The organism is Actinomycetota bacterium (assembly GCA_030684515.1).
Taxonomy (GTDB): Bacteria; Actinomycetota; Actinomycetes; order S36-B12; family S36-B12; genus UBA11398.
In genome coordinates, this window is record JAUXVJ010000009.1 from 310,226 (window position 1) to 331,215 (window position 20,990).

At 60.0% G+C, this 20,990-nt stretch carries 20 protein-coding genes and 1 tRNA gene; 17 read left to right on the plus strand and 4 right to left on the minus strand.

The genetic code is table 11. The annotated features are described in order from the left end of the window. Positions 1-23: 23 nt before the first annotated feature. From Q8M73_03285 to Q8M73_03315, 7 genes are all read left to right on the plus strand, one after another. Positions 24-1,076: a cellulose synthase operon protein YhjQ/BcsQ gene (locus Q8M73_03285; GenBank protein ID MDP2287570.1), complete on the plus strand. Its 1,053-nt coding sequence runs from the start codon at positions 24-26 to the stop codon at positions 1,074-1,076. Then, positions 1,073-2,248 (plus strand): TadA family conjugal transfer-associated ATPase, encoded by a 1,176-nt coding sequence (locus Q8M73_03290; protein MDP2287571.1) that lies wholly within the window; start codon positions 1,073-1,075, stop codon positions 2,246-2,248. Before Q8M73_03285 ends, Q8M73_03290 begins: the two co-directional genes overlap by 4 nt. Further along, positions 2,236-2,916, plus strand: a complete 681-nt coding sequence (locus tag Q8M73_03295; GenBank protein ID MDP2287572.1) for a hypothetical protein — start codon at positions 2,236-2,238, stop codon at positions 2,914-2,916. The genes Q8M73_03290 and Q8M73_03295 overlap by 13 nt, the downstream gene beginning before the upstream one ends. After that, positions 2,913-3,626 (plus strand): type II secretion system F family protein, encoded by a 714-nt coding sequence (locus tag Q8M73_03300; protein MDP2287573.1) that lies wholly within the window; start codon positions 2,913-2,915, stop codon positions 3,624-3,626. Before Q8M73_03295 ends, Q8M73_03300 begins: the two co-directional genes overlap by 4 nt. 128 nt (positions 3,627-3,754) lie before the next feature. Beyond that, positions 3,755-3,934: a DUF4244 domain-containing protein gene (locus tag Q8M73_03305; GenBank protein MDP2287574.1), complete on the plus strand. Its 180-nt coding sequence runs from the start codon at positions 3,755-3,757 to the stop codon at positions 3,932-3,934. A 102-nt stretch (positions 3,935-4,036) separates the two neighbouring features. Next, a complete protein-coding gene (locus tag Q8M73_03310; protein MDP2287575.1) occupies positions 4,037-4,339 on the plus strand; it encodes a TadE family type IV pilus minor pilin in 303 nt (100 codons plus the stop codon). Further along, positions 4,336-4,692, plus strand: coding sequence for a flp pilus-assembly TadE/G-like family protein (locus tag Q8M73_03315; GenBank protein ID MDP2287576.1), 357 nt, complete (start codon positions 4,336-4,338; stop codon positions 4,690-4,692). The genes Q8M73_03310 and Q8M73_03315 overlap by 4 nt, the downstream gene beginning before the upstream one ends. Positions 4,693-4,719: 27 nt before the next feature. On the opposite strand, the gene Q8M73_03320 is transcribed toward Q8M73_03315, so the two are convergent. Next, positions 4,720-7,020: a DEAD/DEAH box helicase gene (locus tag Q8M73_03320; GenBank protein ID MDP2287577.1), complete on the minus strand. Its 2,301-nt coding sequence runs from the start codon at positions 7,018-7,020 to the stop codon at positions 4,720-4,722. Between the two features lie 39 nt (positions 7,021-7,059). Between Q8M73_03320 and Q8M73_03325 the strand changes: the two genes are divergently transcribed. Continuing rightward, positions 7,060-7,395 (plus strand): STAS domain-containing protein, encoded by a 336-nt coding sequence (locus Q8M73_03325; GenBank protein MDP2287578.1) that lies wholly within the window; start codon positions 7,060-7,062, stop codon positions 7,393-7,395. 105 nt (positions 7,396-7,500) lie between these two features. Beyond that, a complete protein-coding gene (locus Q8M73_03330; protein MDP2287579.1) occupies positions 7,501-9,834 on the plus strand; it encodes a sodium-translocating pyrophosphatase in 2,334 nt (777 codons plus the stop codon). Between the two features lie 55 nt (positions 9,835-9,889). Here the strand turns inward: Q8M73_03330 and Q8M73_03335 are convergent, their stop codons facing one another. After that, the gene (locus tag Q8M73_03335) at positions 9,890-10,282 is read right to left on the minus strand and encodes a type II toxin-antitoxin system VapC family toxin (protein ID MDP2287580.1); all 393 of its coding nucleotides are present in this window, start codon (positions 10,280-10,282) and stop codon (positions 9,890-9,892) included. Next, a complete protein-coding gene (locus Q8M73_03340; GenBank protein MDP2287581.1) occupies positions 10,276-10,527 on the minus strand; it encodes a type II toxin-antitoxin system prevent-host-death family antitoxin in 252 nt (83 codons plus the stop codon). Before Q8M73_03340 ends, Q8M73_03335 begins: the two co-directional genes overlap by 7 nt. A gap of 112 nt (positions 10,528-10,639) precedes the next feature. Between Q8M73_03340 and topA the strand changes: the two genes are divergently transcribed. The 5 genes from topA to Q8M73_03365 all read left to right on the plus strand — a co-directional run bounded on the left by topA (position 10,640) and on the right by Q8M73_03365 (position 18,257). Then, complete coding sequence (gene topA / locus Q8M73_03345; GenBank protein MDP2287582.1) at positions 10,640-13,384, plus strand: type I DNA topoisomerase; 2,745 nt, start codon at positions 10,640-10,642, stop codon at positions 13,382-13,384. A 14-nt stretch (positions 13,385-13,398) separates the two neighbouring features. After that, the gene (gene tmk / locus Q8M73_03350; protein MDP2287583.1) at positions 13,399-14,013 is read left to right on the plus strand and encodes a dTMP kinase; all 615 of its coding nucleotides are present in this window, start codon (positions 13,399-13,401) and stop codon (positions 14,011-14,013) included. Next, complete coding sequence (locus tag Q8M73_03355) at positions 14,010-15,206, plus strand: DNA polymerase III subunit delta' (protein MDP2287584.1); 1,197 nt, start codon at positions 14,010-14,012, stop codon at positions 15,204-15,206. The genes tmk and Q8M73_03355 overlap by 4 nt, the downstream gene beginning before the upstream one ends. Next, on the plus strand, positions 15,193-16,710 hold the full coding sequence (locus tag Q8M73_03360) for an alpha/beta hydrolase (GenBank protein ID MDP2287585.1): 1,518 nt from the start codon (positions 15,193-15,195) through the stop codon (positions 16,708-16,710). The genes Q8M73_03355 and Q8M73_03360 overlap by 14 nt, the downstream gene beginning before the upstream one ends. A gap of 104 nt (positions 16,711-16,814) precedes the next feature. After that, positions 16,815-18,257, plus strand: coding sequence for an MFS transporter (locus Q8M73_03365; protein MDP2287586.1), 1,443 nt, complete (start codon positions 16,815-16,817; stop codon positions 18,255-18,257). Positions 18,258-18,290: 33 nt separating this feature from the next. Here Q8M73_03365 and Q8M73_03370 read toward each other — a convergent pair whose 3' ends face one another. Continuing rightward, positions 18,291-18,992, minus strand: coding sequence for a YoaK family protein (locus Q8M73_03370; GenBank protein ID MDP2287587.1), 702 nt, complete (start codon positions 18,990-18,992; stop codon positions 18,291-18,293). 153 nt (positions 18,993-19,145) lie between these two features. Between Q8M73_03370 and Q8M73_03375 the strand changes: the two genes are divergently transcribed. The 3 genes from Q8M73_03375 to Q8M73_03385 all read left to right on the plus strand — a co-directional run bounded on the left by Q8M73_03375 (position 19,146) and on the right by Q8M73_03385 (position 20,883). Next, positions 19,146-19,220, plus strand: a tRNA-Thr gene (locus tag Q8M73_03375). 246 nt (positions 19,221-19,466) lie between these two features. Beyond that, positions 19,467-20,114: a hypothetical protein gene (locus tag Q8M73_03380; protein ID MDP2287588.1), complete on the plus strand. Its 648-nt coding sequence runs from the start codon at positions 19,467-19,469 to the stop codon at positions 20,112-20,114. After that, positions 20,041-20,883: a nucleotidyl transferase AbiEii/AbiGii toxin family protein gene (locus Q8M73_03385; GenBank protein MDP2287589.1), complete on the plus strand. Its 843-nt coding sequence runs from the start codon at positions 20,041-20,043 to the stop codon at positions 20,881-20,883. Before Q8M73_03380 ends, Q8M73_03385 begins: the two co-directional genes overlap by 74 nt. Positions 20,884-20,990 lie beyond the last annotated feature (107 nt).

Sequence of the window (20,990 nt, forward strand, 5' to 3'; positions counted from 1 at the left end):
TGAGGTCCGATGAAGGTCGGACTATGGACATCAGGCCACTGCTCGTCAGCGCAAATCTCCCACTCATCGAACATGTGCGCAGCCTCGCTGATGCCGGTGGAATCGGCGTTGAAGTAGCCGAGAATGTGGCGCAGGCTCGCGAGCAGTGGAACTCACGCCTATTGATCCTCGTCGGTGATGATCTCTGCGAGCAGTTGACCGGTCTGCCCAAGCGTCGTGACGTCAGCGTTCTGCTCTGGCAGCCGTTCACGGGCTCGGAGACCCCGTCAGTTGTGTGGCAAACCGCACTGGCCCTGGGCGCTGAGCACGTCGTCCAGCTGCCAGAAGCCGACTCATGGTTGGCAGAGCTGCTGACTGGGCCAGAGCAGCCAAATGAAGGCACTGGTCGAGTGCTGGCGATCAGTGGAGTGTGTGGAGGCGCTGGAGCCTCGAGTCTTGCCGTCGGCCTGGCGTCAGCTGTGCAAAAGGCAGGCAGCACGGTGCTCCTTGTCGACGGGGATTTCTCTGGTGGCGGGATTGATCTCCTGCTTGGCGGCGAAGGTCTGGCAGGCACTCGTTGGCCCGAACTATCCGATCTCACCGGCCGATTGAGCACTGCCAGTTTGCTTCCGACATTGCCAAGCACGTGCGGAATCTCCCTGCTTTCAAGTTCGCGCAATTCCATCGCCGAACCGACTCCACAAGCGTGGGCCTCGCTGCTGAATTTCGGTGAACGCAACTTCGATCTCGTCATTGTCGACCTGCAACGCGGTCAGGCACTTGTTGCCGATCAGTGGTGGCCGCCCGATGTTGCGACTGAACTGTGGTGCGTTGTGCCGACTCGCATCCGCCCGATTGCGGCGGCGGCGGTCAGTTTGGAGCGTTGGGATCAGTGCTGGCAACGAGTCGAGGTCATCGCGCGACACAGCGAGCGAGGACTCTCGCCCAGTGATCTTGCTCGCGCGCTCGGGCGCACGCCATTGGGCATCGTGCCGAACGACGTCGCCGTCATGGCAGCAGGTGAGTTGGGCGAAGTCAGTGGTGGCGCCTTTGCGAAAGCGTGCGCGCAGCTCGCGATTGAACTGTCGCCGAAGTGAGGCTTGCCGATCGCGTGCGCTCCCGCTTGGTCCTGAACCAGGCGCAGACTTCGCCGGCTGAAGTGGCTGCAGCGTTGCTCGACGAAGGCATCGTGCTCGGTGAAGGCGCGCTCATGTCGCTCGTGGCAGAACTGCGACGGGAGTACTTGGGTCTTGGCCCCCTCGATGCCCTTGTTCGTCAGCCCGGAGTGACTGATGTGTTGGTCAACAGTGCGCACGACGTCTGGATTGACCGGGGTTCGGGCATGGAGCGAGCTGCGGTGAATTTCGCTGATGAGGTCGAGGTGCGGGCATTGGCGCAGCGATTGGCTGGCACTGTCGGAAGACGACTTGATGAGGCAAGTCCGTTCGTCGACGCGCGCCTTGATTCGGGCATTCGATTGCACGCCGTGCTCGCAACTATTGCCTTGGACGGCACGCTCATCTCCCTGCGCATTCCGCGAGCGCATGCGTTTGCTTTGGAGGATCTCATTGCTGCTGGCAGTGTTGATGAACAAGGTGCTGCGTGGCTGCGCGCGATCGTCGAAGCGCGAATCGCCTTCCTCATCAGTGGCGGCACGGGTTCGGGGAAGACCACGATTCTCGGGGCGCTCTTAGGGCTCGTGAGTCCTGTAGAGCGAGTGGTCATTGTGGAGGACTCTGCCGAGTTACGTCCCGATCATCCACACATTGTGCGACTGCAAGCGCGTCCAGCCAACCTTGAAGGCGCGGGGGCGATCACCATGCAAAGCCTGGTGCGGCAAACCCTGCGCATGCGACCAGATCGCATCGTCATCGGTGAAGTGCGCGGGGCTGAAGTCATCGACTTGCTGTCTGCGCTCAACACAGGCCATGAGGGTGGCTGCGGCACAATCCATGCCAATTCCGCGGCAGATGTTCCCGCTCGAATTGAGGCCCTGGGTTTGCAAGCGGGATTGAGTCGCGAGGCTATTCACGGGCTGCTGGCTGCCGGACTCGCAGCAGTCATTCATCTCGAACGTGACCGAGATGGATTTCGTCGCGTGCAAGGTATCCACGTGTTTGAGGTCGACGAGCACTATCGCGTGCGCGCTCACTGCGCGCTGCATCGCAGTGGATCGCATCTTGAACCGGGCGAAGCCTTTGACACTCTTGTTGAACTACTCGGATCAAGAGCCCCCGCTCAGCAAGGCTCAGCGGCATGTTCGCGCTGACAATTGCGGCACTGGTGGTCATCGCCATGCTGCTTGCCTGGCCGAGCGAGGCTGTCAATCGGCTCCATCGTCTCCGCTTGAAGAGCGACGCAACGTCGACCGGATCCCTCGTGGCAGCGATGCGATCTCGATCGGCCCGTGGCAAGCAGCAGTCCGCACAATCGATTGATGCGCTTTCCAGTCTGGAAGCCGAACTCCAATCGGGCCAAGCGCCGGGTGTTGCTCTGCTTCGCGCTGCCGGACTACCGCCGGTATGGCCATCCGCAATTGCGGCATTGCGCATTGGCGGCGACGTTGCACAGGGCTTGCGAATGGACGGGCGCCAGGTGCCCGTACTTCTTCACCTCGCTGCCTGTTGGGAGGTGGCCTCCCACACAGGCAGCGGGCTGGGTCAGTCAGTTGCGATGCTGGCCGAGTCAGCTCGCACACGTGAAGAATTGGCAGCCACGCTGAACGCCGAACTCGCGGGTCCGCGCGCGACAACACGCGTGCTGATGCTGCTGCCTGCAATTGGCATCCTGCTTGGCTTCAGCCTTGGCGCCGATCCCCTTGGCTGGCTGCTTGGCACTGCCTTTGGTCTGGTCTGTGCAACTGGCGGGCTCCTGCTCACAGCGGCCGGTTGGCTCTGGTCCAGGCAACTGGTCGGCAAAGTAGAAAGTCAATTGTGATCCTGATCGCCGCTGGCCTGGTGGCCACAGCATGTTGGCTCCTGACTCCTCGATCAAGCCATCAGCGATTGCGCGCGTTCGCTGTGCCTGGCCGCAGTTCGGTGGCGCGAAGTCTGCCCTCTGCTGATCTGGCGGCTATCTGTCTTGGCATTGGGATTGCTGTGCTGCTTGCCTCATTCTGGGGAGCAGTAATCGGGCTCGTTGCCGTAGTCGTCACTCGCAGGTTCATGAATCGTCTTGAGTCGCGCACGACTCGCCATCGGCGTATGCGCCTTGAGCGGCAACTTCCGGAGGTCTGTGATCTCCTGGCAGCGACTCTGGCTTCAGGCGCCCCTGTGCAGGCCGCATTGGCTGCCGTAGCCAAGGCCAGTGAGCCTCCGGCATCAGAAGAGCTCTTGCGTGTGGTGGCTGCACTCAACCTCGGCGCCTCACCGGCGACTGCTTGGCGCGAAGCTGTAGTTGTGCCTGAGTTCATTCGCCTGCAGGCGAGCTTTGAGCGGTCGGCGGTGTCAGGTGCCCCGATTGCAGACGTATTGACGGCCTTGGCGCGAGATGAACGGCGTAGACGAAAGTCAGCTGTTGAGATTGCTGCACGCTCAGCGGGAGTGCGCGCAGTGGCACCGCTTGCTGCCTGCTTCCTGCCGGCATTCATCTTGCTGGGGATCGTGCCGGTTGTTGCGTCGATTGCTATCGAGGTGTTCGCCGAGTAGTCCTTCCCCAAAACCTTGCACTTCCTTGGCGGCGTCCACAGCGACTCTTGTCCCAGTATCGCCGAGCGCTGCGAAGTCCCACCGTTGTCCTTGCCAGGCATTGGGCCTGGCGTCGGGGGAGGACACACATGAACCAACTGATGCAACGCATCCGCAGTGACGAGCGAGGCCTGACGACTGCTGAATACGCCGTCGGAACGGTCGCTGCTGCTGGGTTCGGCGGGATACTCATCAAAGTGCTCACCAGCCAAGAGGTGCGCAACTTGATCTGGAAGGTCGTGAGCAGCGCGCTTTCGGTCTTCTTCTAGGTGTGCACATTGCCGGGGTCGAGTCGGTCAGGTGCCGACTCGACCCAATGTGACCGATGCGCAGGACGCGAACGCGGAAGTGCGATTCTGGAGACTGCCTTGATGGTGCCGGTACTGCTTTCGGTCACCTCTGTCCTACTCACGGCTGTGGCGGTTGGCAGCACGGCCATCCGACTGGGCGATACCGCACATGACCTTGCGCGCGCTCTCGCGCGCGGGGTTCCAGAAGTCGAAGCAATGGCGACGGCAAGTCAAATGGCACCGAATGCGGAACTTGAAATATCGGCAGACTCCGGCCTCGTCGAGGTGTCGCTAAGCCAGGAGATCGACCTGCCCATTCCCTTGTTCGATCGATTCAGTTTCACCATTGAGCGGTCGGCTGCCGCGCCACAAGAGTCTGCATGACTCCGCGTGATCGCGGAAACGGATCCGTCCTCAGTCTCGGTTTCATGTTCGCGATTGCCGCCGCCGGGCTTCTGGTATTGGTGCAAGTGCAGGCCGTCATCAAGACTCATGCAGTGCAAGGCGCCGCAGATCTGGCTGCGATCGCAGCGGCCCAGGCGGCCAGTGATGCGTGCACGCATGCCGATGCTGTCGCTGAGGCCAATCGGGTACGGCTTGTTGAATGCACAACGCAGGACGATGACTTCGTCGTGCGCGTTGAGTCGGATCTGCCGAATCTTGTGGCGGCACTGCTCGATTTCGCGCACGTGCAATCTGCCCCGATTCAGGCTTCCGCAAGAGCTGGCTTCGAGTGATGTGTTGATCACCCGGGCGTCTGGAGCTCAGCTTGCGTTGTCGGCCCCACGCAGGATCTCAGTCAGGATGCGTATTGCTGCGAGTTTGTCCAGGGGATGGTTGCCATTGCCGCATTTTGGTGATTGCACACATGAGGGGCAGCCGTCGCGGCATCGACACTCACGGATCAAATCTCGAGTTGCGGTCAGCCAAGTGCGCGCGATGTCAAAGCCGTGCTGCGCAAAACCGGCTCCGCCGGGGTACCCGTCGTAGACGAAGACCGTCGTCTGACCCGTGTCGATGTGCAGTGCAGTTGACACGCCTCCGATGTCCCAGCGATCGCAGGTTGCAAAGAGTGGAAGCAGGGCGATCGAGGCGTGTTCGGCTGCGTGCACCGCGCCGGGAACTTCAGTCAGTTCAACAGATGCCGCGGCACATTGATCGTCGGTGATCGTCCACCACACGGCGGTGGTGATGAGCTCGCGTTCAGGCAGATCCAGACCTTGCTCGCCGAGATTCTCGCCAGTGAGGACCCGCCGTTTTTGAAAGCTGAGCACCTGACTGGTCACCTGCACCTGCCCAACATTGACCGTTGCTGCACCCCAGGTCTTCGACTGCGACGTGCGCATGATGCGAATCTCGCTCACCTCATGCGCAATGGTGGTGTAGTCGACCACCTCCTCAATCACCGTCGCGACAGATTCATCGAGATCCAAGTCAGTGACGAGTGAAATCACACCTTGATGCGCGTACACCGCGCCCGGATGCACTGTGCTGTGCGAGGAGGCCTGATCGATGGTGCCAAGCAAACGACCGGTCTCCTGCTCGACGATGCGGATTGGAGCCCCACCGGTGCTGCGTAGATCTGCAAGGTCGCTTGCTCTTTCGCGGCGGGTCCAGAACCAGCCGCTGGCTCGTTTGCGCAGAAATCCTTGTTCGGCCAGGTCCGCGAGCAGCGGCAAAGCGTTTGTACCAAACCAGCGCTCAGCATCGGCATCAGTGAGCGGCAACTCAGATGCCGCAGCGCACAGGTGGGGTCCAAGGATCACCGGGTTGGTCGGATCGAAAACTGAGGCCTCAACGGGTGCGTCCAGAATTGATGAAGGGTGCTCTACAACGAATGCATCAAGTGGGTCTTCGCGCGCGATGAAGATGGCCAGGGCAGGGGCGTCTCCGCGCCCAGCTCTGCCGAACTGCTGCCAGAGCGATGCGCGGGTGCCAGGCCAGCCTGCGATGACCACTGCATCCAGACCGCTGATATCGATGCCAAGCTCAAGGGCATTGGTGGTGGCCAAGGCCCGGATGTGACCCTCGCGCAAGGAGGACTCAAGCGCTCGGCGTTCTTCGGGCAGGTAGCCACCTCTGTATGAAGCCACGGTCTGGACAAGTTCGGGATCAATGTCACGCAGCAGATCGCGGGTGAGTGCGGCCACGCCTTCAGCTGCCCGACGGCTGCGCACAAAGGCCAAGGTCTGACGCCCGTCGGCAACGAGATCAGCAAGCAGATGCGCAGCCTCAGTGGTAGCAGTGCGATGAGTGGTCTCGGGTCCATTTAAGTCCAGCGGCTGCCACAGGGCAATCGTTCGCTCTGGCGTTGGTGCTGCATCTTCGGTGATCTCGCGCACAGAGTCGCCAATGAGTCGCTCCAAAGCAATTGCCGGATCAGCCACTGTCGCCGAGGCAGCAATGACGATGGGATCGCTGCCAAGGTGGACGCAGATGCGGCGAAGTCGTCGGATCACCGCGGAAACGTGCGCGCCGAAGACTCCCCGATACACATGGGCCTCGTCGATGACGATGTATTGGAGTTTCTTCAGAAATGGCGCCCACCGCTCGTGGTTGCCCAGCATGGAATGGTGCAGAAGGTCGGGATTCGTGAGGATCAGATTTGCGTGATTCTGCGCCCAGGTCCGCTCTTCCCGTGAGTTATCGCCATCGACGGTTGCTGCGCGCAGCCAAGGGAGCTCTCGCTCAGCAAAGGTGCGCAGCTGATCGTGCGCGAGTGCCTTTGTTGGCGCTATATAGAGGGCGGTTGCTCCGCGACCGTTTGCCGCGGTCAGCCCGGCCTGGATGCTGGTGAGAATCGGCATTGAGTAGGCCAGAGACTTGCCCGAAGCTGTGCCGGTAGCGAGCACGACGTGTTGTCCGCTGTGGGCTATCTCAGCTGCCTGGACCTGATGAAGCCATGGTTGGTTGATCCCGGGGAAGCTCTCTCTGATCTCCGGGGAGACCCAATCTGGCCATGGAGCGTGCACGGCAGAGCGCGCTGGACGCACCTCAACATGGCGCAGTCGTTCCTCGCGGCCTTGCGCAAGCCGCGTCAGTACGTCGTCGACACTTCCACTCATTTTGTTCACCGTAGCGCGATGGTGTGCCACCCTTTCGCCATGAGCTTCGCGGTCTCCGCCGAGATGCGTCAGAACGCGGCCATCCTGACTGTCCATGGCGATGTCGATCTGGCCACGGCACCGGCGCTTGAATCAGCGATCGCTGACGTGTGGATCCCGCCGCAGAGCCTGGTGATTGATGCTGGTGATGTGCCGTTCATGGACTCGACAGGTCTTGGCGTCCTGGTCAAGGCAGCCCTCCGAGCGCGTGAAGAGGGCGGGCGGGTCGCAATGGCGGCTGTTGGTTCTCGAGTGCACAAAGTCCTTGCCATCACTGGACTCGATGAGCATGTGGCGATTTACTCGACAGTGGAAGAAGCGCTCCGCAACACGTAGTGCGAACGAAACGGACAATTTCCCAATTCCGGCGGATTTCAGGCTCTGGCTGAATAGACTCCGCGCGATTCCCAGAACGTTCATGCACGTTTAGTCAGGAGACCCATGATTGAGCTCAGCGGAGGCAATCTGACGACCGTCGTCGTCGTTGCCGTCATCGCATTGGCTGCCCTGGTTGTGGCGGCCGTGTTGGTACGCGAAGTCCTCGCAGCAGATGCAGGCACCCCGAAGATGCAGGAGATCGCTGGCGCGATTCAAGAGGGCGCTTCAGCTTTCCTGAACCGACAGTTCAAGACCCTCGCTGTCTTCGTTGTGATTGTCCCGATCTTGCTCCTTGCGCTGCCCGCACAGTCCACGAGCGAGCGCATCGGCCGAAGCATCTTCTTCCTGGTTGGTGCTGTGTTCTCAGCGACGACCGGTTACATGGGTATGTGGCTAGCAGTGCGCGGAAACGTTCGCGTGGCAGCTGCTGCCAACCTTGCTGAGGGTGGCGAGCAGAAGGCCATGCGCATTGCCTTCCGCACCGGTGGCGTCGCAGGCATGTTCACCGTTGGGCTTGGTCTCTTCGGCGCTGCACTAGTGGTGCTCGTATATAAGAGTGAGGCTCCCAAAGTTCTTGAGGGCTTCGGCTTCGGCGCTGCGCTGCTTGCCATGTTCATGCGTGTCGGTGGAGGAATCTTCACCAAGGCAGCTGACGTCGGTGCTGATCTGGTCGGCAAGGTTGAGCAGGGCATCCCTGAAGACGACCCACGCAATGCCGCAACGATCGCTGACAACGTTGGAGACAACGTTGGTGACTGCGCCGGTATGGCAGCAGACCTCTTCGAGTCCTATGCAGTGACCTTGGTCGCCGCACTGATTCTGGGTCAGGCAGCCTTCGGCTCGCTTGGTCTGGTGTTCCCACTGGTCGTGCCCGCCATTGGCGTGGTGACTGCCGTGGTCGGCATCTTCGCAGTTGCCCCACGCAAGGGCGATCGTTCGGGGATGTCCGCAATCAACCGAGGCTTCTTCATCTCGGCGGCGCTGTCGCTGCTGCTGGTTATAGGCGCTGCCTTTGTCTGGATCCCTGCCACGTGGACCGAGATCCTCACGACCTACGCACCTACCGGCCTCGCCTTGGATGCCATCACCAGCGCAAATGGCTTGGACAGCATTGGTCCTCGTTGGTACGTCATCCTCGCGGTGCTCATCGGCATCGTGCTGGCAGCTGTGATTCAGCAGCTGACTGCCTACTTCACTGAGACCAACCGCCGCCCTGTTGACGATGTCGCCAAGACCTCGCTGACCGGTCCGGCAACGGTCATTCTGTCCGGCATCTCGCTTGGACTTGAGTCAGCCGTGTACTCAGCATTGATCATTGGCGCAGCGGTCTACGCGGCCTACCTCATCGGCGGTGGCGTGGTGATCCTTTCGCTGTTCGCGATTGCCCTTGCTGGTACCGGCCTCCTCACCACGGTGGGCGTCATCGTCTCGATGGACACTTTCGGTCCAGTCTCCGACAACGCGCAGGGCATCGCGGAGATGTCCGGCGACGTCCACGGAGAGGGTGCAGCAGTGCTCACTCGCTTGGATGCTGTCGGCAACTCGACAAAGGCCATCACCAAGGGCATCGCCATTGCCACCGCAGTACTAGCGGCAACGGCACTGTTCGGCGCATTCCGAGATGCAGTGCAGTCAGCCACGGCAACGTCAGGCGCGAGCATTACCGATGTGTTCTCCAATCTGGAGTACTTGGGCATCCTGGATGTCGCAAGCCCGGCAAACCTTGTGGGCCTGATCATCGGTGCTGCTGTGGTGTTCTTGTTCTCGGGTCTGGCCATCAATGCGGTGTCCCGCGCTGCCGGTGCAGTGATCTTCGAAGTGCGTCGCCAGTTCCGCGATCATCCGGGAATCATGGAAGGCACCGAGAAGCCCGAGTACGCCAAGGTGGTCGACATCGTCACCCGCGACTCGTTGCGTGAACTCATCACCCCGGGAATCCTCGCGGTACTCACCCCGATCGCCGTCGGCTTCGGCCTTGGCATCGGCCCACTGGGCGCCTACCTCGCCGGAACTATTGCCACAGGCGTGCTCATGGCCGTGTTCCTGTCGAACTCCGGTGGCGCCTGGGACAACGCGAAGAAGTTCGTTGAAGACGGCAATCACGGTGGCAAGGGCTCTGATGCCCACGCCGCAACCGTCATCGGCGACACCGTTGGTGATCCGTTCAAGGACACCGCCGGTCCTGCCATCAACCCGTTGATCAAGGTCATGAACCTCGTCGCGCTGCTGATTGCCCCGGGCGTCGTGGCCCTGAGCATTGGCGATTCGGCGAACTCCGGTCTGCGTTGGGCGATCTCGCTCGGTGCAGCACTGATCGTCGTGATCGCGGTCGTCGTCAGCAAGCGACGTCCGATTGCAGTGGGCGATATTGAAGTGGAAGCTCACATCAACGCGTAATTCATAGAAGACGACCCCGCGCTCTTTCCTGAGTGCGGGGTCGTTCTTTGTTCGGTCACGTCAGGACGACGATGCCCAGATCACGTGCGGCTTGCAAGAGTCGGCGATCAAGACTGGCAAGCGGCAATTGGTGCTGCAGACACAGCGCCACGTAGCTCGCGTCGTGGACAGTGAGACCAGTCTGGCGAGCGACTTCGAGGGTGCGGAGTCCATCAGGGTGTTCAACCTCAATGTGGAGCTCCTTGAGTTGTGCGACTACCTGATTGGAGAACTCTGGAGTAATGCGGTTTCGCACCTCAGCCAAACGCAATGCAGAGATGATTTCGTAAATCCACGAGGTTGGCACAAGCGCGGGCTCATCGCTCAGTCGGTCGAAGATACTTTCGGCGTATGCGGACTGTTCGTCGGGCAGTGCATTGGCAAGGGCAACGGAGGCGTCAATCACCACCGCCGCTGGCTCCGACCCTCTTCGATGAGATCCATAACCGATTCGGGCCCGGGCTTTACCTGCTTGCTCAACTCTCGCAGTGCGGCCACGGCAGCGCGAGTGCGCGCCCGTCGATCCTCTATGCCCGATAGGTAGGCAACCGGCACCCCTCGCTTGGTGATGATGACCTCCTCGCCAGCGGCAACCTTGTCCAACAACTCTGAGAGCTTGGTCTTGGCCTCGAACACGCCAACGGTCATCGTCATATAAACAGACTAGGTTGTTGGTTAAGTCAGAGCAAGCCCTCATGGGGGTACCTGAGATTTGACATAGGGGTGTGGCTTAACGTCAGACTCCGCTCCGACTGAAAGGACCCGGGTGGCCAAGGACAAGACGCTGGTGATCGTTGAATCACCAGCGAAAGCCAAGAAGATCGCTGGATATCTTGGCGAGGACTACATCGTCATGGCCTCTGTCGGGCACATCCGCGATTTGGCTTCGAAGGCCTCGGACCTTCCGGAGGGCGATCGCAAGCACTCCTGGTCCAAGCTCGCCGTAAATGTTGATGACGGCTATCGCCCCTATTACATCGTCCACCCGTCAAAGGCCCAGACCATTCGCGACCTCAAGGCCGCACTGAAAGATGCCAAAGAACTACTGCTCGCAACTGATGAGGACCGCGAGGGAGAAGCCATCAGTTGGCACTTGCTTGAGGTACTCAAGCCAAAGGTTCCTGTGCACCGCATGGTCTTCAACGAGATCACGCCTGAGGCGATCCGTGAAGCCGTGGCCAATCCTCGCGAGCTCGACATGCAACTGGTCGATGCTCAGGAAACGCGCCGCATTGTTGATCGTCTTTACGGCTACCCCGTCTCCGAAGTGCTCTGGAAGAAGATCGGCCGGGATGCAAAGTCCGCTGGCCGAGTGCAGTCAGTTGCAGTGCGCCTGGTGGTCGACCGTGAACGTGAGCGCATCGCATTCAATTCGGCTGGTTACTGGGACATCGATGCAGTCTTCTCCCCTGAGGACTTCAAGGCGCGCCTCACCACCCTTGATGGCACTCGCGTGGCGATCGGCAAGGACTTCGATCAATTGGGTGCGCTCAAGGCACAGGACAAGGTCACGCTTCTGGATGAAGCACGTGCTACTGCGCTGGCAGCGGGCCTGACTGGTGCCGTCTTCACTGTGCGTTCAGTTGAGCAGAAGCCTTCACAGCGCAAGCCCTCGGCTCCGTTCACCACTTCCACGATGCAGCAAGAAGCGTCCAACCGACTTCGTTGGGGCGGGCAGCGCACAATGCGCATTGCGCAGAGCCTGTACGAGAACGGCTACATCACCTACATGCGTACTGACTCGGTCAGTCTTTCGAGCCAGGCACTCAATGCTGCTCGCGTGCAGGTCACTGAGTTGTACGGTCCGCAATACGTCGAAGCCACGCCTCGGACATTTCCCAACAAGTCCAAGAATGCTCAAGAGGCGCACGAGGCCATTCGTCCGGCGGGCGACGCATTCCAGACCCCTGATCAATTGCGCCGTGAACTCAACACCGATGAGTTTGCGCTGTACGACCTGATCTGGAAGCGCACAGTCGCCTCGCAGATGGTCAACGCCCGCGTCGCGACAACCACGGCAAAGATCGTTGGCACGTCAGTTGATGGCACTGTTGCTGAGTTCACCGCTTCTGGAACCGTCGTGGTGTTCCCTGGTTTCTACGCAGCACTGAAAGATGTGCCTGAAGAAGGCAGCGAGAATGAGCACGAATTGCCAGCGCTGACTGAGGGTCAGGTTGTCGATGCTCGTGAACTCAACGCCATCGGTCACACCACCAGCCCGCCGGCGCGATTCACTGAAGCCAAGCTTGTGCAGCGCCTGGAAGAGCTCGGCATCGGTCGCCCTTCTACCTATGCATCGATCATGACCACGATCCTTGATCGCGGATATGTCTGGAAGAAGGGCTCGGCACTTGTACCGAGCTTCATCGCATTCTCTGTTGTGCGTTTACTCGAAGAGCACTTTGCCGAGCTCATCGACTACGACTTCACGGCAAACATGGAGAACCTGCTCGACCTCATCGCCCGCGGGGAAGCCAATCGAGTAGAGCAGTTGCAGGCATTCTGGCTGGGTGGCGATTCGCTGGCCGGCCCGTTCCCGGGAATCAAGCCACTCACCGAGGATCTCGGCGCTATTGATGCCCGCGGGATTGCCACGATGCCGATCCCGGGCACCGATGCCATGATCCGCGTTGGTCGTTATGGCGCGTACGTCGAGCGCGGTGAAGAACGAGCCAACATCCCAGTTGATCTTGCTCCAGATGAACTCACTGCTGAGAAAGCTGAGCAGTTGCTGTCTGAGCCCACGGGCGATCGTGAGCTTGGTGTGGATCCGCAGACCGGTCTCAACGTGATGGCAAAGTCGGGGCGCTACGGGCCATACGTCACCGAGGTGCTGCCAGAGGGATCACCGAAGTCGGCTAAGCCCCGCACTGCCTCGCTGTTCAAGGACATGAATCTCAATGAGGTCACCCTTGATGACGCTCTGCGTCTGCTGAGTCTTCCGCGCGTAGTCGGGGTGGATCCTGAATCCAAGGAAGACATCACTGTGCAGAACGGCCGCTACGGCCCCTACCTGCTGCGTGGTAATGACTCGCGATCGATTGGTGGAGAGGACGAGATCTTCACGGTCACCCTTGATCAAGCACTCGCGCTCTACGCCCAGCCCAAGCAACGCCGCGGACGCGGTCAGGCGGCCGAACCCTTGCGCGTCATCGGCGCGGATCCCACGACAAATCTGAACATTGTGGTGCGCGACGGCCGCTTTGGTCCGTACGTCACGGACGGTGAAACCAATGCCTCGCTTCGCACGGCTGATGATCCGATGACCGTCACGGCCGAGCGGGCATCAGATCTGCTCTCTGAGCGCCGGGCCAAGGAAGCACTCGAGGGCAAGCCAGCCAAGCGCACAGTCAAAAAGGCTGCGAAGAAGGCATCGGCGAAAAAGTCAGTGGCAAAGAAGGCAACTGCGCGCAAGGCCGTTGATCGTAACCTCACTACGCGCACGGTGAAGAAGGCAGCATCCAAGAAGGCTGCTGCCAAGAAGACCGTTGCGAAAAAAGTAGCGGTCTAGGCAGCCAGCGGGTCATGTTCATCGTCCTTGAGGGGCCCGATGGTTCCGGAAAATCGACCCAGACCCGGCTGCTGGTTGACCATCTGTCCAGTCGTGGGCGCACAGTTGTGCAGACGCGCGAGCCAGGTGGCACCCCTGCAGCAGAGGCCATCCGATCACTAGTGCTGAATCCCGAATTTTCCGGGCTCGATGACCGCACTGAAGCCTTGTTGTTCGCAGCAGCTCGCGCGGAGCATGTGGCCCAAGTGATCCGCCCGGCTTTGCAACGTGGCGAGATTGTCGTGTGCGATCGCTACATCGATTCCTCGGTTGCCTATCAAGGCGTCGGTCGTTCTCTGGGCAGTGATCGCATTCGAGAACTGAGCCTGTGGGCCACCACTGATCTCCTGCCGGACCTCACCCTCGTGCTTGATCTCGATGCCGCTGAGGGAATGGCACGTGTCGGGGAGCGCGATCGTCTCGAACTTGAACCGCAGGAGTATCACGACCGCGTGCGACGAGCCTTTGTTGAGTTGGCCATCCACGATCCGCAGCGGTACCGCGTAGTCAGTGCAGTAGGCACGATTCAAGAAGTGGCTCAGCGCATTCGTCTTGCAGTCGATGAGTTCATCGCAGGAAAGCCCGCATGACCGCGCCAATTTGGCAGGTGCTCATTGGCCAGGACGACGTTGTCGCCAAACTCGAGCGTGCAGTGCACGACGCTGAGCTGATGACGCGTGGTGAGCCAGGGCCGGCGATGACGCATGCCTGGCTGTTCACCGGTCCACCCGGCTCCGGGCGATCAAATGCGGCCACGTGTTTCGCGGCAGCGCTCGTCTGCAACGAGGGTGGCTGCGGCGAATGCCAGGCATGCCGCAATGCCCCGACAGATGGTCATCCCGACGTCGACATTGTTCGTCCGCAAGGACTCAGCTACGGAGTTGATGAGGCGCGCGACCTCATAAAGCAGGCAGCAATGTCACCGACAATGAGTCAATGGCATGTCGTGGTTGTCGAAGATGCAGATCGACTGACCGACCAAGCGGTCAACGTGCTGCTCAAAGCAATCGAAGAACCGCCGCCGCACACTGTGTGGATTCTCTGCGCTCCTAGTGCTGAAGATGTCTTGCCAACAATTCTTTCCCGCACCCGTCACGTTGTGCTGCGTACTCCTGCGACCAAGGTCGTGATGGAGGCGCTGATTGATCGCTACGGCGTCGACGCCGCTGTTGCTTCCTTTGCCGCGAGGGCATCTCAGGGCCACATCGGCCGCGCGCGAGCTCTGGCCACAGATGAGCACGCCAGATTGCGCAGACACGAAGTGCTGCGCATTCCGATGCAGTTGCACGACCTGCCCGCCTGCTTCACGCACGCCGCAAATCTGCTCGAGGCTGCCAACCTGGATGCCAAGTCCATCACCGATCCGCTCGATGAACACGAGCAGGTGCAACTTCGCAAGGCATTCGGCGCCGACTCAGACATGCGCCTGAAAGGTCAGCTGAAGAGGTCGCTTGACAGTGCAGTGAGGCAGCTCGAAGCGCAGCAGAAGCGCCGACGGACCCGGACGATTCGCGATCAGGTGGATCGCGCCTTGGTTGATTTGCTCGGGCTCTACCGCGACGTGCTGTTGCTACAGACCAATGCCGACCTCGCGCTGATCAATGAAGAAATGCGGCCCGTTCTCTCGCAACTCGCTGCGCAAGGCCAACAGCAGGACACTGGACGGCGACTCCTTGCAGTGAACTACACGCGCAAGCAGATCGATGCCAACGTCACACCGCTGATTGCACTTGAGGCGTTGATGGTTGAGCTGAAGGATCCCTGGCTCCGTGTCGCCTCGTAGATCAGCGGGATTACTCGCTGCGGCTCTTGCGTGCACCTTGCTTGTTGCATGCAGCAACACAAACACCGCTGTGCCGATCCCAACACCATCGAGCACGGCGACCATTCCAGTCGAACTACAGCAGTACTACGACCAAGATCTGCAATGGGTGGACTGTGGGGGACCGCAGTGCACAACAGTCAAGGTGCCCCTCGACTACTCAGCACCAGATGGCGCCACTATCTCCCTAGCTCTCACCAAGGTGCCGGCTACAGGCGAATCGCTTGGGGCGCTGTTTGTGAACCCTGGTGGACCAGGCGGCAGCGGCTTCGACTATGCCAAGTCGGCGAACTTGAGTTTGTCCCAAGCCATCACGAAGCATTTCGACGTCATTGGCGTTGATCCCCGTGGTGTCTCCAAGAGCGAACCCGTTGTGTGTCTGACTGATGCCGAACGCGATGAAGTGGCGGCAGTCGATTTCACAGCAGAGAATGCGCGTGACCAGGCGACGCTGATTGCGACTGGCACACTCCCAGCGCAAGGGTGCAAGGCCAATGCGAACCCAGTGTTCAGGTTTGTCGACACCATGAGCGTCGCGAGAGATTTCGACATCGTGCGGCACCTCGTAGGCGACCCTCGCTTCAACTACCTCGGCAAGTCCTATGGCACCTCCATAGGAATTGACTACGCAGAACTCTTCCCACAACGCGTGGGCCGCATGGTGCTCGACGGGGTGTTGCCTACTGATCTCGGGTTGGAAGAGATCACCAGGAGCCAGGCGGTGGGATTCGAAGACTCGTTCAAGCACTTTGCCAAGGACTGCGCAAGCAAGGACAACTGCCCTTACGAGGGCACTGCCGAGCAGGTCGCTGAGAATATTCGCAGTTTTCTGGTGAGCCTTGAAAGCAATCCGCTTCCTGTTCGAGATCGCATGCTCAATGGTTCTTTGGCGACCAGCGCGGTGCTCTCGTATCTGTATTTCCCATCACGTGACTATCCACGATTGCGTGAAGCTCTCAAGGCTGCGGTAAGCGACAAGAACGGTGAGCCCCTCTTGGCTTTGCTGGATGAGCGCAGTGGCCGCCAAATCGACGGCAGATACATCGACAATGCAGCAGATGCTTTCTACGCGGTGACCTGTCTTGACCGCCAATACTCAGCCACAGCGAGTGATGTCAGTGAGTTGGCGAAACGTTGGAAGCAAATCTCGCCGACATTCGGTGCCGGATTGGCTTGGGGATTGTTCCCGTGCGCGAATTGGCCCGCAAAGGAAACAGGGCCAGCCAAGAACGTGAATATTGAAGGAACCGCTCCAATCCTCATCGTGAGCACCACACATGACCCGGCCACTCCCGGGATGTGGGGTGAGAAACTGTCGAATCAAGTTCGTAATTCGAGGCTGATCACGTGGGATGCCTACAACCACACTGCCTATCAGCAGGGATCTTCGTGCATCGACGAAGTCGTTGATTTCTACCTGCTTCAGGGGACTATGCCCTCGGCGAACGAGGTATGCAGCGTCTAAGAACTGTCACTTAGGGCTGGTAGCGTGCGGCGGTACTCAAGTAAGACTCTGCTGCCCTTGGAGTTCTCGTGTCACAGCCCTTAGTTGTTCCTGCCCCGGATCCAATGCGCTGGAAAGCGCTGGTCGTCATCGCGATCTCGCAGTTGATGGTGGTGCTTGACGCTTCGATCGTGAACATCGCGCTGCCTGCCATGCAAGAAGACCTTGGCATCTCTGATGCCAACCGTCAGTGGATTGTCACGGCCTACACCCTTGCCTTCGGTGGTCTGCTGCTGCTCGGTGGTCGTATCGCTGACTACGCCGGTCGCAAGCGCATGCTCATCGTCGGTCTGATCGGCTTCGCAGCAGCATCAGCACTCGGTGGCGTTGCGCAAACCGAAGGCATGCTGATCTTCGCCCGCGGACTTCAAGGCGCAATGGCGGCACTCTTGGCTCCGGCAGCGCTGTCTCTCATTACGGTGACATTCACCGACAGCAAGGAGCGCGCAAAAGCCTTCGGCGTGTATGGCGCACTCTCCGGCGCAGGTGCCGCAATCGGACTGATCATGGGTGGCATTCTCGTCGAGTACACCTCTTGGCACTGGACTCTGTTGGTGAACGTCCCGATTGCAATTGGCGCAGTGTTCCTCGCCATTGCCTATGTGCACGAGTCGAAGGCGACTGGCAATACCAAGTACGACATTCCGGGTGCGATCACTGGAACTCTTGGCATGGTGTCTGTCGTCTACGGCATCTCGAAAGCCACCACCGATGGGTGGACCGGCACGAGCACGCTGACTTTCTTGATCGGCGGCTTGCTCATCCTCATGGTCTTCATCGTTATTGAAGCAAGGACGAGCCATCCTCTGCTCCCACTTTCGATCCTCTTGAACCGTAACCGCGGTGGTGCCTATCTCGCCTCGTTCTTCGTCGGCATCGGCATGTTCGCAATGTTCCTGTTCCTGTCCTACTTCTTCCAGGCAGTTCTCGGCTACTCCGCTCTCAAGAGCGGTCTGCTGTTCCTGCCGTTCTCGGTGGGTGTTGTCATCAGTGCAGGCATCGCCAGTCAGTTGCTCCCGAGGTACGGGCCTCGTTGGGTGACTTTTGCTGGATTTGTGCTGGGTGTCATCGGCATGGTCCTGTTCACACAGATGGCCTACGACGCCACATACTGGCCCGACATCCTGCCCGGCATGATTGTGATGAGTCTAGGTATGGGCTTGATCTTCGTGCCACTCTCAGCCGTTGCACTGTTTGGCGTTGGCAACCATGACGCCGGTGTGGCTTCAGCTGTGCTCAACACCAGCCAGCAGATCGGTGGCTCGGTGGGGCTTGCCTTCTTGAACACGATCGCGGCCTCAGCCACCACTGCGTACGTCGTGGCCAATGCCGCAACCTCGCAGACTGATCCGGACTTCTTTGTGAAATCGCTCGTCACAGGCTTCGGAACTGCCTTCTGGTGGAGCGTGGGCATTCTTGCCTTCGCCGGTCTCATCTGGGTGTTCCTGGTCAACATGACCAAGGACGACATGACTGAGCATGACGCTGACGCTGTGATGGTGCTGTAGCCGAAGAGCTCCACCACCATCACGCGCTCAGGACTACAGCAGGTTTGAGGTTCCGTGAATACGGGAGCCGAGAATCAAGAGCGTGGTCGCAATAGCGCTGGTCACTGCAGCAAGCACGAGGCACGACGGACCGCCCCAGTGCATCACCATCAGCGCGCCGAGTGCTCCGCCAATTCCTATTGACGCGATAGCGGCCAAGCGGCGCATCCAGATATGTCGAGGCTGACCGTGACCCGCAAGTCGACTATCGCGAGCAAGGTTCGTGATCGTGCTCGTCACCACAACAGTGGTGATGTCGGAATTGCCGATCGGCCGTACCGATGCAACCTGCGCTCCCATCAACCCGGCGAGCACTGTCGTCAATGCGATCTGCTCGGCTCCAGCTAGACCAGGGGTTGCGTGCCAGTAGATCGCGATGGCCAATGTAATGAGGCTCGACACCACCAGCACCAGACCCCCCGACAGCTCGAAGCCGAGTCGCACTGAACGCTTGTTCGTCCTGGCGCCCAGCACTGCGCCGACGATGAACCCGGCCAAGGCGAAGGAGTTGTTCACGAACGGAATACCGTCAACACCGATCAAGCCGAAGCCGATGAACAGCACATTGCCAGTCATGTTGCCGGTGAAGACGCGATCGAGCGCGATGTAGGAGGCCGCATCGATGATGCCCGTTGATGCAGTGAGCATGAGCAAACCCACCGTGAAGTAGGTGGCCTGCGGGACACGGGTCACCACGCGAACACCACCAACATCACTGAATCCCAACGTGGAAGAAGAGCACTGAGCGAGCAAGCTGAAGTTAGCAGCCGACCGCGAAAGCAACTCGAGGCACTGGGCTAGGATCGGCGGGCCCTTGGGGGGCTGCCGCGAGGCCTCCCCAAGTGCAAGGCCGCCTTAGCTCAGGGGTAGAGCAACGCACTCGTAATGCGTAGGTCCGGGGTTCAAATCCCCGAGGCGGCTCCATGACAAAACGGACACTCGGTGTCCCTAATAACCCGCTAATAACCCTGCGCTTCTAACGCCCTTCGCTGAGCGTGAGTCATGGGCGGCATTTGCGGCGGTTCTCTGCTTCGCAGGCATTACGGATGTGTCCCAGTCGATTGCTATGCGAATCCACGGCTGGGCTAATGAAAGGCCTTCCTCACGCCTGAAGGCCCAATAGTATGCGAGTTATTGGCTAATAGCCAAGAATCTGCATACTATTGATCCATGAACCTCGTCACTCATGAGGCTGCAGTGCCCGCGAAAGCGCTCATTCAGCCGACGCTCATGCTAACGGGGCGAAGTGCTGCAACGGTGTACGCGCAGCCGGGAGCCGAATTGAGCAGGCTGGCCAAGTCCGGCGCGATTATCAAGATTGCTCGGGGCTACTACGCAGCGATTCCTGTTGACAAACGCAAGGGGGACTGGCTGCCATCCCTTGAAACACTCACCGCCGGGCTGGCCACGGCAATCTACGGGCCGGGCCATGGCGCACTCTGGGGTCTGTCGGCCGCGCGCGTGCATGGTGCACTGCCGCGAGCACTGGCTACCGGCTTCGCCCTTGGACCGAACCAGCACCGTGCAATCGCCCTGACCGTCCGGCAGGGCAAAGTCGAGTTCCGCAAGCGTGATCCCGAAAGGCTTGAACTTGAGTACCTGACCACCGAACTCGGCCCCGGGCTTGTGACGAGCATTGAGCAAACGATCCTCGATCTCAGCGTGCGAGCCTTCAGTGACGAATCAGAGCCTCGGGTTGAGGCGGTGCGCAACCTCATGGCGCTTGCTAACCCAGACCGACTGGATGAAGTCGCCACTCGTGTGCGTGGTCGTGCTGCCCTCGCACGTGCAAACAGGCTGGTGGCGGATGCTCACTGACGACGACAGGCGGCGAGTCAAAGAACTCTTCGGAGTCGACGACGACCAAGTCCGACGCGACCACCTCATCTCGCACGCGCTGGCGGCCCTCTCTCAAGAGATGCCCGATCGGATCCGATTCTTCGGCGGGACGGCCCTGTCACGCAGCTTTCTCACCAGCGGAAGGCTCAGCGAGGACATCGACCTCATCGCGATAGGCCCGAGACCCGAGATTGCCGAACTCATCACAAACACCCTGACGCGTCGCCTGGCACGGGAGTTCGGACGCCCGACATTCACTCGTTCCCTAGCCGACGTGCGGCCTGAGCAGCCAGTCACTGCGTCATTCCCCAGCGGGTCGACGGTCCAGATTCAATTGCTGCCCGAAGACCACTACCCGTCGTGGCCATTCGAATCCGTTGAGCTTGAACAGCGCTACTCAGATACTGGTCCTGCCGTTTTTCAAGTGCCGACGCTTCCCGCCTTCGTCGCTTGGAAAACCACGACATACATCGACCGTCGCGCGTCGCGCGACCTCTGGGACCTTGCCGCCCTTGCTGACGTCGGTGCGTACACATCCGAGGCCACAGACCTCTTCGGACGTCTTGGGATCTTCACATCACGACCGACTGAATCTTCACTGCCACCGGCACCATCCGAAGAGATATGGCAGCGCGACCTGGCACACCAGACTCGACTGAACATCAGTGCTGCGGATGCCAGGAGCACGGTCTTGCAGGCGTGGCGCGAAATCGGTGATGATGGTGCTCGCAGCAGTTCCAATCGCTGATCGAAGACCTTTGCTAATAACCCGCTAATAACCCGGCGCTGCGTGAACTGCCGCGGAGCTCTATGAGGGAAATGGCTTGCGGTGGAACAACTTTTGTGAGGAAAGCC

Excerpts from the sequence above, each read along its gene's own strand:
- Q8M73_03285 (MDP2287570.1), top strand. The coding sequence starts at position 24 with ATGGACATCAGGCCACTGCTCGTCAGCGCAAATCTCCCACTCATCGAA.
- Q8M73_03295 (MDP2287572.1), top strand. The coding sequence starts at position 2,236 with ATGTTCGCGCTGACAATTGCGGCACTGGTGGTCATCGCCATGCTGCTT.
- Q8M73_03305 (MDP2287574.1), top strand. The coding sequence starts at position 3,755 with ATGAACCAACTGATGCAACGCATCCGCAGTGACGAGCGAGGCCTGACG.
- Q8M73_03310 (MDP2287575.1), top strand. The coding sequence starts at position 4,037 with ATGGTGCCGGTACTGCTTTCGGTCACCTCTGTCCTACTCACGGCTGTG.
- Q8M73_03315 (MDP2287576.1), top strand. The coding sequence starts at position 4,336 with ATGACTCCGCGTGATCGCGGAAACGGATCCGTCCTCAGTCTCGGTTTC.
- Q8M73_03320 (MDP2287577.1), bottom strand. The coding sequence starts at position 7,020 with ATGAGTGGAAGTGTCGACGACGTACTGACGCGGCTTGCGCAAGGCCGC.
- Q8M73_03325 (MDP2287578.1), top strand. The coding sequence starts at position 7,060 with ATGAGCTTCGCGGTCTCCGCCGAGATGCGTCAGAACGCGGCCATCCTG.
- Q8M73_03330 (MDP2287579.1), top strand. The coding sequence starts at position 7,501 with ATGATTGAGCTCAGCGGAGGCAATCTGACGACCGTCGTCGTCGTTGCC.
- Q8M73_03340 (MDP2287581.1), bottom strand. The coding sequence starts at position 10,527 with ATGACGATGACCGTTGGCGTGTTCGAGGCCAAGACCAAGCTCTCAGAG.
- tmk (MDP2287583.1), top strand. The coding sequence starts at position 13,399 with ATGTTCATCGTCCTTGAGGGGCCCGATGGTTCCGGAAAATCGACCCAG.
- Q8M73_03355 (MDP2287584.1), top strand. The coding sequence starts at position 14,010 with ATGACCGCGCCAATTTGGCAGGTGCTCATTGGCCAGGACGACGTTGTC.
- Q8M73_03365 (MDP2287586.1), top strand. The coding sequence starts at position 16,815 with ATGCGCTGGAAAGCGCTGGTCGTCATCGCGATCTCGCAGTTGATGGTG.
- Q8M73_03380 (MDP2287588.1), top strand. The coding sequence starts at position 19,467 with ATGAACCTCGTCACTCATGAGGCTGCAGTGCCCGCGAAAGCGCTCATT.
- Q8M73_03385 (MDP2287589.1), top strand. The coding sequence starts at position 20,041 with ATGAAGTCGCCACTCGTGTGCGTGGTCGTGCTGCCCTCGCACGTGCAA.